Here is a 10,924-nt window from a genome sequence, read left to right on the forward strand (position 1 = left end):
TTTTAGAGGAAAATTCCGAGTATCACCAAGATGATAATGATTAACCAGATAATATGTTTGATAGAAAATTGTCTAGGAATCCTCATTCGAGGTCTGTAAGATGAATCTCCTGCCATGATGATCTGTGGCTGTCCTGAGCTTTTCGGTAGAACGAGCGGTCCAATGATAGCGCCGGCAAGAAAACCAAATATATGGGCGATAATATTGACATTGGTATTTATAAATGTCATGACTAGACCAATGATTAAAATTGTCATAATGAGTTGAGAATTCATTTGACTAATCAAGTCTTTACGGAACAAGACCATATATAAGTAAATACCAAACAATCCAAATATAGCCCCTGAAGAACCAACGTGGGCAAACTCTAGTGGTTCAATGTAAAAGGTTGCTAGGTTTGCAGCTACCCCGGTTAAAAGATAGGCAATGATAAATTTGAATTTACCTAACATCCTTTCTAACGCAGGCCCAAACAAGACAAGTGAAAATGAATTAAACAACATATGGCCAAACCCGCTATGTACAAAAATGGGAGTGACTAATCTCCAATACTCGCCTTCAGAAATTAAAAAATTGAATCCAATCATGTGCTGCATAAGAGTTGTTCCAAATGGAAGAGATAAAAAAATCAACAGCCAAAGAAAAATATGAATCCCGATTAATATTGATATAATAGGATATAATCGTAAAAATTGACGAAAGCTTTCAGTTCTTATAAACATCTTATTACTCCTTTATGTAGTCATCTTATCGTACTATATTCTTCAAAAGATGGCGAACATCCTCTAACGTTTGTACCATCTTATGATTGAAAGCTTTTTTATAGAAGAAAGGATTTTGAAATGATCATTGGAACAGGTATTGATATTGTAGAGCTTGAAAGAATTAAAAAAATTTTACATAGACAGAAAAAATTTGTAGATCGGATATTAACAAATGCAGAGAAGGAAAAATTTTTTCGTCTTTCTGAGTCCCGCCAGGTAGAGTTTCTTGCAGGTCGGTTCGCCGTGAAAGAAGCATATTCAAAGGCTGTTGGAACTGGAATTGGTGAGAATTTGAGTTTTTTGGATATCGAGGTTTTATCAGATGAAAAAGGTAAGCCAGTCCTTATAAGACCAATGAATCAAAAGGCCCATTTATCCATCACGCACAGTAAAGATTATGCCGTTGCGCAAGTAATTCTTGAAAGCTTGTCAAGCTAGTCTGCATATTACACAACTTTGCCTCATATATTTTTAGTGCGGTAGGTGAGACAAGGTGTATGAATATGATGAACGGTGTGATTTTCACTTAGTTTGGTAAATAAGCTTCACGGTTGAGTTGGAAAGAACGCTAGGAAAATGAAGGGGTCCTAATACGCACGGAAATGATTCCTAACCTGTTCGTCACTTAATACACTTTGTCTCTACCAATAGGCGATAAGAGGCAAAGGGGTTGAAGAGGAAATGAAGAAAAAAGTATTTTTGTTGTTATTAGGGCTACTTATTGCCCTTGTACTAGCGGCATGTGGGGAAAAATCACAAGAAGATGTGGTTAGTGCATTAGATGCAAAGGTACAAAAAATGACTGGCTATAAGGCAGATGCGAAGATGACGCTTCAAACAGGCAATGATCCACAAGTATATGAAGTGGAAATTTGGCACAAGGAGCCGACATTCTATCGAGTAAACCTTAAGAATGCAGAAAAGGACCAAAGCCAGATGATTTTGCGCAATGAAGAAGGAGTATTTGTTCTGACACCTGCTCTTAACAAAAGCTTCCGTTTCCAAAGTGACTGGCCAGAAAACAGCAGCCAAGCGTATCTGTTTGAATCTCTAGTACATGATGTGCAGGAAGATCCAGAAGCGAAATTTACAGCTACAAAGGATCAGTACATTTTTGAAACAAAAACAAATTACAAAAATAATAATATGCTGCCAAAACAAGAAATTACATTTAACAAAAAGGACTTAGCTCCAGTTTCTGTTAAGGTAATGGACCCTGATCGTAAAGTATTGTTGTTAGTTGAATTCACGAAGGTTGAGTTTGATGCAAGCTTTGATAAATCAGCATTTGATGTTGAAAAGAATATGTCTTCTGCAAATATTGGTGAGATCCCAGTTATGGGTGAGGTTGATAAGCAACCACTAGAAGTTCTATATCCTTCAGAGGATGCCCTTGCTGGAGTTGAATTAAAAGAAGAAAAGAAAATCGAAACGGAAAATGGAACACGTGTCATTATGACTTTTGGTGGAGAGAAAACCTTCACACTGATCCAGGAAACAGCCCGCGTTGCTGAGGTTGCTACAACGATTTCATTAAGCGGTGAGCCTGTTGACCTTGGATTTACAGTTGGTACTCTTACAGATAAAGCAATTTCATGGACACACAATGGTGCAGAATTTATGATTGCATCAGATGATTTAACTCAAGAAGAGTTAATCTCAGTTGCACGTACAGTACAAGGCAAGGCTGTAAAATAAACTCCGAACCCAGGCCCGAATAATCGGGTCTGTTTTTTTGTCTTTAAATTTCGACGGCATCCTTTACGATTTATTTCACAAACCGAAGTATCTTGTCGGATGAGGATGATAGAACGAAGAATTTAACGAACAAAAAAAGTTCTATATATAGAATTTCTACAAATTTTTTAAAAAGACTCTGTTACATTATTTAAGCGAGACATGTCCAAGTATTGAAAGGGGTTGGGATTGTTAGAAATTATGGACAAAATGTACGGAACTAAAACAGATTGTAGGAGGGGTATGAAATTGAAGAAGAAAAAGATTTTTTCCACAGCACTTGCTTTATCATTAAGCGTTGGACTATTAGCAGGTCCAGCCATGTCAACAAATGCTAGCGCATCAGATGTATCCTCAAAACTAGCTTCACAAGGCTCACCAATCGACTTAGGAATCGCAAACGATGAAAAGCTCATTGAAATGCTCAAGAAAAACGGCAAAATTGCAAAAAATGCTTCACCAGCAGAAGCGGAGAAGGTGTTGAAAAAATTCCTAAAAGCAAAAGCATCAAACTCTGGCCAAACAAAGGACAAGCTACCAAACGGGCTTGATGCCAATCTTAAATCTGCAAATAAAACAAATAACAATGGGTTGAAAAATGGAAAGGGGAACAAGCTTGGACAAGCTAAGAAAAATACAGTAGATCCTGTACAAGAAGAGGGATATAACGGTGACGTACGCCATGATAAGGTTCTAGTCCTAGCCATTGATTTCCCAGACTATGAAAAAAGCTCCATTACAAAAGAAGAAACAGACATGTGGTATGAGGACTATACCCATGATCATTTCCAAAACATGATTTTCGGAGAGGATGGATATGAAGGACCAAACGGAGAAAATTTAATATCCATGAAGCAATATTATGAACAACAATCAGGTGGAAGTTATACAGTTGATGGAACTGTAGCTGGCTGGTATACAGCTGATCATCCAGCTGCTTATTATGGTGGGAATTACCCAACGCCAGACGGCAGTGATGCTCGTGCACGTACGTTAGTGTATGAAGCTTTAACAAAAGCTGGGCAAGATCCAAATGTAGACTTAAGTGAATACGATGTTTGGGATCGTGACGATTATGATGAAGATGGTGTTTATAATGAGCCAGACGGAATTATTGACCATCTTATGGTTATCCATGCAGGTGTAGGTGAAGAAGCAGGCGGTGGGTCTCTTGGTGGGGATGCTATCTGGTCGCACCGTTGGGACCTTGGTCAATTAGTTGCTGTACCTGGAGGAACTTCAAATAGTGACCGTTTTGGCGGACTTTTAGGTGCATTTGATTACACAATCGAACCTGAAGACGGGGCTGCAGGTGTGTTTACTCATGAGTTTGGTCATGATTTAGGTCTTCCTGATGAGTATGACACGATTTATAGCGGAGCAGGAGAAGCCATCGAATTTTGGTCTTTAATGTCATCGGGTAGTTGGGCTGGAGATATACCTGGTACAGAACCGCCTGGTATGAGTCCATTTGCAAAAGAAATGCTACAAAGCCTTCATGGTGGTAATTGGTTAAGTGGAACAACCTTACATGCTGATGATATTACAAAAAAGGGAACTGAAGTACTTCTTGATGAGGCGGTAACAAAAGGTACCAATAATGATGCAGTACGTGTTGATTTACCAGGAAAGGTAAATGTATTAAATACTCCTGCTACTGGATCTTTTGAATATTATGGCGGTAAAGGTGACGAGGCTGACCATAAAATGGTGGCGACAGTTGATTTATCAGGTGAAACAACAAATGCAACTCTTGATTTCGATGCTTGGTATAACATTGAACAGGATTGGGATTATGCAATGGTTCAAGTCTCGGTTGATGGTGGTGAAACATGGGAGTCACTTTCGAGTGAAAGAACAACAAGCACTCTTGATCCAGATGGCTACCCAGCTATTAAAGAAAACCTGCCTGGTTATACAGGAACTAGTAATGGTTGGGTACATGAATCAATTGACATAAGCGAGTATGCTGGTCAAGAAATCCAACTACAATTCCGTTCAATGACTGACTGGGCAACAAATCTAGATGGTTTCTTTGTTGATAATGTAAAGGTAACAAAGGATAGCACCGAAGTATTCTCTGACGGTGCAGAAAATGAACCACAATTTACATTAGATGGTTTTGAAAAACATGATGGTAAATACACATCGAAACATTACTATTTACTAGAATGGAGATCTCATAATGGCGTCGATGAAGGCTTAAAGCATATACGCCGTGGTGCAAGCCTAATGTCCTTTGACCCTGGCCTAGTTGTCTGGTATGTCGATGAATCCTACGATAATAACTGGACTGGCGAACACCCTGGTGATGGATTCTTAGGTGTTGTAGACGCCGATCAACATACTAACTATTGGAGTGACAAAGCTGTTGGCTCTTCGCGTTATCAGCTCCACGATGCTGCATTCAGCTTAGAAAAATCAGAGAAGATGCTTTTAGACTATACAGATTTACTAGGTATTACAATGAAAGACAACTTCACCCAACGCACACCTTTATTTGACGACAGTGCCGACTATAGTAACCCAGGCTTAGTCGACGCAGGACGTAATATTCCTGAATACGGTTTGAAATTCCGTGTTGTTGGCCAAAGTGCTGATGGTACAGTGGGTAAGGTGTTAATTTTTAAATAATAATTGTAAGACCCCTTTGACCAATCAAAGGGGTCTTTGCCATGTATTGTGAATTTTCTTCAACATATTTTCTTTTTTTCGTCATATGTTAAGATGGGTATGATGAAAAACTACCATTGACATGGACACAACTAAGTTTAATCATCGAATTCATATAGTAGTTAATAATCTAAGAAGGTGTTTATTCATGGACTCTACCCATTTTTATCGTGATACTTGGGTTGAAGTGGATTTAGATTGCATTTTTGAGAATGTAAAAAACATGAAAGGTTTTTTACCAGAACAAGTGGAGGTAATGGCGGTCGTTAAGGCAAACGCTTATGGACACGGAGACGCGGAGGTTGCAAAAACAGCCCTTGAAGCGGGAGCTACCCATCTTGCAGTTGCTTTTATCGATGAAGCGGTCTCTCTACGCCACGGAGGAATAGATGCACCGATTCTTGTACTTGGAGCATCACGTCCAACTGACGTAGCGCTTGCAGCAGAACACAATATAGCCCTCACCATTTATAGCGGGGAGTGGCTTGATGAGGTATTGGAAAACTATCAAGGCAGTACTCCACTTACCCTTCACTTGAAACTTGATACAGGAATGGGACGTCTTGGAGTTAAAGAAAAAGGGGAATTGCAAACAATCCTTAGGAAAATCGAGCAAAATCCTCAACTCCAACTTGAAGGTGTTTTTACTCATTTTGCAACAGCAGACGAAATTGATACATCTTATTTTGAACAACAATATCGGAATTTCCAGGCAATGCTTGAATGGATTCCATTTAAACCGAAGTTAGTACATTGTGCAAATAGTGCAACTGGCTACCGTTTCCCCGATAAAGTATTTAATATGGTAAGACTGGGAATTGGGATGTATGGAATGACTCCATCACTGGAAATAAAAGATCAACTGCCATACGAGCTCGAGCAAGCTTTTTCTTTCCATAGCAAGCTTGTCCATGTAAAACGAATTTCAAAAGGCGAAAAAGTAAGCTATGGGGCAACATTTACAGCAGATGAAGATATGTGGGTCGGAACAGTTCCAGTTGGCTATGCCGATGGCTGGGTTCGGAAACTACAGAATACGAACGTTTTAATTGACGGTGAATTTTGTCAAATCATTGGTCGTGTCTGCATGGACCAATTTATGGTCCGACTTCCAAATAAACTCCCGATAGGCACAAAAGTCACGTTAATTGGGGAGCAAAAAAACAAAATTATTAGTGTAGACGATGTAGCAAGTGCTCTTGAAACAATCAACTACGAGGTTACATGTACGATAAGTTTTCGGGTTCCACGTATTTTTTTAAGAAATAAGAGAATAATTGAAGTGAGAAATCCGTTATTAAGACATTACTAGTAGAGAAAATAGTACAATGGTTGTACACGTTGGATAACTTTCTTTTTTTATGCACGAAAATAAATGCAGGTTCTGGAAACCTTGTAAAACCTATGCATAAAAACCAATTGTATATGTCGATAATAATTAAGAATTAATGGATTAAGCTTTGCATCTAATCATAATAATGGTATTATTAAGATTGGAGTAGAATATTGGTGGCAAGTTGGTGGAGGTGTATGTTTGTGTCTGAATCCAGCGCAACAACAGAAATTCTAGTACGATTACCACAAAACCTAATTAGTGAGTTGGATGGCCTAGTGAAACAAGAAAACGGTAACCGTAATGAACTGATTTATCAAGCTACAAAAATGTATCTACGCGAGAGAAAGAAGCGTCAAATTACAGAATCTATGAGACGCGGTTACATGGAAATGGCAAAAATCAACCTTACTATTGCATCGGAGGCTTTTTTAGCTGAATCTGAGGCTGACCACACCGTAGAACGCTTAGTTAGCGGGGGGTAATCATTTGATTGTAAAACGTGGCGACGTTTATTTTGCAGACCTCTCCCCAGTTGTTGGCTCAGAGCAAGGAGGCGTTCGTCCTGTTCTTGTTATCCAAAACGATATCGGGAATCGGTTTAGTCCCACAGTCATTGTCGCAGCCATAACTGCACAAATTCAAAAAGCGAAGCTCCCAACCCATGTTGAGATCGATGCGGAGCGTTATGGATTTGAGCGCGATTCAGTTATTCTGTTAGAACAAATTCGTACAATCGATAAGCAGCGTCTAACCGATAAGATAACACATCTCGATGAAGAGATGATGGACAGAGTGGATGATGCCTTACAAATTAGTTTAGGACTCATCGATTTTTAATTCATTTATTTATATGTGATACGTCTATGAGAAGTTACCCCGTGGTAGCTTCTTTTATTTTTTAGTCCCACAAAAAGTGGCGTTCTTAGTCAAATTGATCCTATAAATGCCATTTGCATAATATATTACAAAAGCATTTTACTTATGTAACAAATTCTGAAATGTGAAGGACATCACATCTTTTCTATCGAAGTACATAATAAGGATTATCCTTAAATACCTTTCAAAACAAAAAAGAGAGAGCGGTGGAAAAAAATGAAAAGGCAATCTACAAATCCGAGACGAGATGAAGTAGAAAGGCTGGTACAGGACTTCCAAAAAACTGGCTCAAAGGAAATAGAAAGGGAAATCGTTGAGAAGTATGAAAATCTTGTTAATTCAATTGCTTGGAACTACTCGAAAGGCAGAGCGTTTCACGAAGATATTGTCCAAGTAGGGAGAATTGGGCTTTTAGGTGCGATTAGAAGATTCGATCGAACGGTTGGAAAGAGCTTTAATAGCTTTGCTGTACCAACAATTATTGGTGAAATTAAACACTTTTTACGTGATAAAACATGGAGTGTACATGTGCCAAGAGGGGCTAAGGAACTCGGAATTAAGATAAAAAAGGCAAAAGAAGAACTTACAATAGCCCTACAAAGGACACCAGAGGTACATGAAATCGCAAATCATCTTCAAATAGATAAAAAGGAAGTTCTAGAAGCAATGGAACTTGGACAAGCATATTATTCAAAGTCAATTGAAATGCCGATTGACCCGGATTCTGAAGGCAAATCGATAATAGAGACGGTGGGTAAGAAAGATAAATCTTACGAAAAGGTATTGAAAAGATTGGATGTAAAGAATGCTCTCCATGTTCTTACTAAACGTGAAAAGAGAATTCTTTACTACACGTATATTCAGGAGAAGAGTCAAAGAGAGACGGGAAGAATAGTCGGGGTTTCACAAATGCATGTATCCCGGATCCGACGAAAAGCCATTAAAAAGCTTCGAGAAGCAGTACTTGGATGAGTTAATTTTGGTAAAATAGATAAGGGTTAGAAGTGAAAGTAGGAGGAAAACAGTTTTGACACAGACATTGCAAACAAATGAAATGATGGTAAAAACCATCGCCAAAGAAATTGGAATTACAACAAAGCAAGTGCATAGTGTGATTAACCTCTTAGATGAAGGCAATACTGTACCTTTTATTGCGCGTTATCGTAAAGAACTGACAGGTTCTTTAGATGAAGTACAAATTAAGGATGTGCAAGAAAAATGGACGTATTTACAGAACCTTGAAACACGAAAAGAAGAGGTTATTCGACTTATTTCTGAACAAGGAAAGTTAACCGATGACCTTCAAGCAGAAATCATGAAATCGACAAAGCTGCAACAGGTTGAGGATTTATACAGACCATATAAGCAAAAGCGTCGTACAAAAGCGACTGTGGCAAAAGAAAAGGGACTCGAGCCACTTGCGGAATGGTTATATACTTTCCCGATGAATGTAGATGTTTTACAATATGCTACCGGGTTCATTTCAGAGGAAAAAGAGGTAATCAGTGCTGAAGATGCTATCCAGGGGGCTAAAGATATTATCGCTGAGTGGATATCGGACGACGCGACTTTCCGTCAATGGATCCGCAATGAAACCTTCAAACAAGGCACGATTGAAACAGCGGTAAAGGATCAAGAAAAAGACGAAAAAAATGTCTACGAAATGTACTATGAATACAAGGAACCTATTCATAAGGTAGTTCCACACCGTGTACTAGCGATGAATCGTGGAGAAAAAGAGGAAATCTTACGTGTATCAATTGAACCACCTCTTGACCGAATTATAACCTTCTTACATCGGAAAATCGTAAAGAAGGAAAATTCACCGGTAACTCCATATATCGTAGAAACAATTGAAGATAGCTATAAACGCTTGATTCAGCCTTCAATTGAAAGAGAAATCCGAAAAGAGTTGACGGAGAAGGCAGAAGACAGAGCCATTCACATTTTCTCAGAAAACCTTCGTAATCTACTGTTACAGCCACCACTAAAAGGTAAGGTTGTTCTAGGAGTTGATCCTGCATATCGAACAGGATGTAAACTAGCTGCTGTTGATGAAACAGGGAAAGTTTTAAAAATAGATGTCATTTATCCGCACCCACCAGTGAATAAAAAAGAAGAAGCGGTTAAGAAAATCAAATCTATTCTACAAGAATTTAAGGTTGAAATGGTGGCGATCGGAAACGGTACAGCCTCAAGAGAAACAGAGCAATTTGTCGCGAATGTTTTAAAAGAAGTAAATCAAGAAATCTTCTATATTATCGTGAATGAAGCGGGTGCAAGTGTGTATTCAGCATCCGATATAGCGCGAGAAGAGTTTCCAGATTTCCAGGTAGAAGAAAGAAGTGCTGTATCTATTGCAAGAAGACTTCAGGATCCATTGGCGGAATTAGTGAAAATAGATCCGAAGTCAGTAGGAGTAGGTCAATACCAGCATGATGTTTCACAGAAAAAATTAAATGACCAGCTTACTTTTGTTGTAGAAACAGTAGTTAACAAGGTTGGAGTCAATGTGAACACAGCATCCCCATCTTTATTACAATATGTAGCTGGCCTATCCAAAGCTGTAGCAAACAACATCGTCAAAAAACGTGAGGAACAAGGGAAGTTTTCGAACAGAAGCGAATTAAAGAACATTCCACGCCTAGGTGCAAAAACATATGAGCAATGTATCGGTTTCCTTCGTATTGTTGATGGTGATGAACCATTAGATCGAACAGGAATTCACCCGGAAAACTACAAAGAAGTTAAGAAACTTCTTGAGAAATATGGTTTAACGAGTAATGACCTCGGTACGGATAAATTAAAAGAAGCCATTTCATCTATCGTGGCAGAGGAAGTGGCTGCTGGGATGGGAATTGGCGAAATCACCATTCACGATATTACAGAAGCATTAGTAAGCCCTGAACGTGATCCGCGTGATGAATTGGCAAAACCATTGCTTAAAAAAGACATCCTTAAGCTTGAAGACCTTGCGAAAGGCATGGAGCTTGAAGGAACCGTTCGAAATGTTGTAGACTTTGGAGCGTTTGTTGATATCGGAGTTAAGCAGGATGGCTTAGTCCATATCTCAAAACTAAGCAATAACTTCGTAAAACATCCACTTGATGTAGTATCAGTCGGAGATGTTGTAACGGTCTGGATAGATGACGTCGATGTTAAAAAAGGAAGAGTGGCATTAACAATGCTGCCGCCACAAAATTAAAAAATCTTAAAACACTGCTCATGAGCAGTGTTTTTTTCTATAAAAATACCAGCATTGATTCAATAATTTAATTTGGTATCGATTTTTCTCATAGTAGGCGCGTTTCATTTGGTTTTGAAGCCAAGTAGGCATAGACTAAACCTCCTCGTTAATAAACTTTTACCCTCCAAAAAATAAAAAAATGATACTATAGTGATGAAGTTACCAAACTATAGGTTTGAGTATATATAGTGTATGCAGATACAGTAAGTCCTGTTCGAAAAGGATGGAATGGAGGAAAAAATATGGAACAGTTTGAACTACAAAAGATAGTAGAAGAGGTTTCTTTAGAGC

Annotated in this window: 11 protein-coding genes (1 of these 11 running past the window's edge); 9 read left to right on the forward strand and 2 right to left on the reverse strand. The window is 38.7% G+C overall.

Annotated elements, in window-relative coordinates; genetic code table 11:
* Positions 1 to 2 precede the first annotated feature (2 nt).
* Positions 3 to 722: a rhomboid family intramembrane serine protease gene (locus NST91_RS01465; protein ID WP_341329717.1), complete on the reverse strand. Its 720-nt coding sequence runs from the start codon at positions 720 to 722 to the stop codon at positions 3 to 5.
* A 120-nt stretch (positions 723 to 842) separates the two neighbouring features.
* On the opposite strand from NST91_RS01465, the gene acpS reads away from it, so the two are divergent.
* The 8 genes from acpS to NST91_RS01505 all read left to right on the forward strand — a co-directional run bounded on the left by acpS (position 843) and on the right by NST91_RS01505 (position 10,591).
* Positions 843 to 1,202, forward strand: coding sequence for a holo-ACP synthase (gene acpS, locus NST91_RS01470; RefSeq protein WP_341329718.1), 360 nt, complete (start codon positions 843 to 845; stop codon positions 1,200 to 1,202).
* Between the two features lie 243 nt (positions 1,203 to 1,445).
* Positions 1,446 to 2,462: an outer membrane lipoprotein carrier protein LolA gene (locus NST91_RS01475; RefSeq protein WP_121448466.1), complete on the forward strand. Its 1,017-nt coding sequence runs from the start codon at positions 1,446 to 1,448 to the stop codon at positions 2,460 to 2,462.
* Between the two features lie 288 nt (positions 2,463 to 2,750).
* Positions 2,751 to 5,135, forward strand: coding sequence for an immune inhibitor A domain-containing protein (locus NST91_RS01480; RefSeq protein ID WP_440272412.1), 2,385 nt, complete (start codon positions 2,751 to 2,753; stop codon positions 5,133 to 5,135).
* Between the two features lie 187 nt (positions 5,136 to 5,322).
* A complete protein-coding gene (gene alr / locus NST91_RS01485) occupies positions 5,323 to 6,486 on the forward strand; it encodes an alanine racemase (RefSeq protein WP_341329719.1) in 1,164 nt (387 codons plus the stop codon).
* 224 nt (positions 6,487 to 6,710) lie between these two features.
* Positions 6,711 to 6,992, forward strand: a complete 282-nt coding sequence (locus tag NST91_RS01490) for a CopG family ribbon-helix-helix protein (RefSeq protein ID WP_010284645.1) — start codon at positions 6,711 to 6,713, stop codon at positions 6,990 to 6,992.
* Positions 6,993 to 6,996: 4 nt separating this feature from the next.
* On the forward strand, positions 6,997 to 7,347 hold the full coding sequence (gene ndoA, locus NST91_RS01495; RefSeq protein WP_010284636.1) for a type II toxin-antitoxin system endoribonuclease NdoA: 351 nt from the start codon (positions 6,997 to 6,999) through the stop codon (positions 7,345 to 7,347).
* Positions 7,348 to 7,602: 255 nt separating this feature from the next.
* Entirely contained in the window at positions 7,603 to 8,358 is a 756-nt protein-coding gene (gene sigB / locus NST91_RS01500) for an RNA polymerase sigma factor SigB (RefSeq protein ID WP_341329720.1), read from the forward strand.
* An 82-nt stretch (positions 8,359 to 8,440) separates the two neighbouring features.
* Positions 8,441 to 10,591: a Tex family protein gene (locus NST91_RS01505; RefSeq protein ID WP_341333465.1), complete on the forward strand. Its 2,151-nt coding sequence runs from the start codon at positions 8,441 to 8,443 to the stop codon at positions 10,589 to 10,591.
* Positions 10,592 to 10,609: 18 nt separating this feature from the next.
* Here the strand turns inward: NST91_RS01505 and cmpA are convergent, their stop codons facing one another.
* Complete coding sequence (gene cmpA / locus NST91_RS01510; RefSeq protein ID WP_087947091.1) at positions 10,610 to 10,723, reverse strand: cortex morphogenetic protein CmpA; 114 nt, start codon at positions 10,721 to 10,723, stop codon at positions 10,610 to 10,612.
* Between the two features lie 152 nt (positions 10,724 to 10,875).
* On the opposite strand from cmpA, the gene NST91_RS01515 reads away from it, so the two are divergent.
* Positions 10,876 to 10,924 carry the start of a SprT family protein gene (locus NST91_RS01515; protein ID WP_341329721.1) on the forward strand. 413 nt of this gene lie beyond the right edge of the window, so 49 of the gene's 462 nt are visible here — the first part of the coding sequence; its start codon is at positions 10,876 to 10,878; the stop codon falls past the right edge of the window.

Origin of the sequence: Ferdinandcohnia sp. FSL W7-1320, assembly GCF_038050315.1 — a bacterium.
GTDB classification, from domain to species: Bacteria; Bacillota; Bacilli; order Bacillales; family Bacillaceae_L; genus Ferdinandcohnia; species Ferdinandcohnia aciditolerans.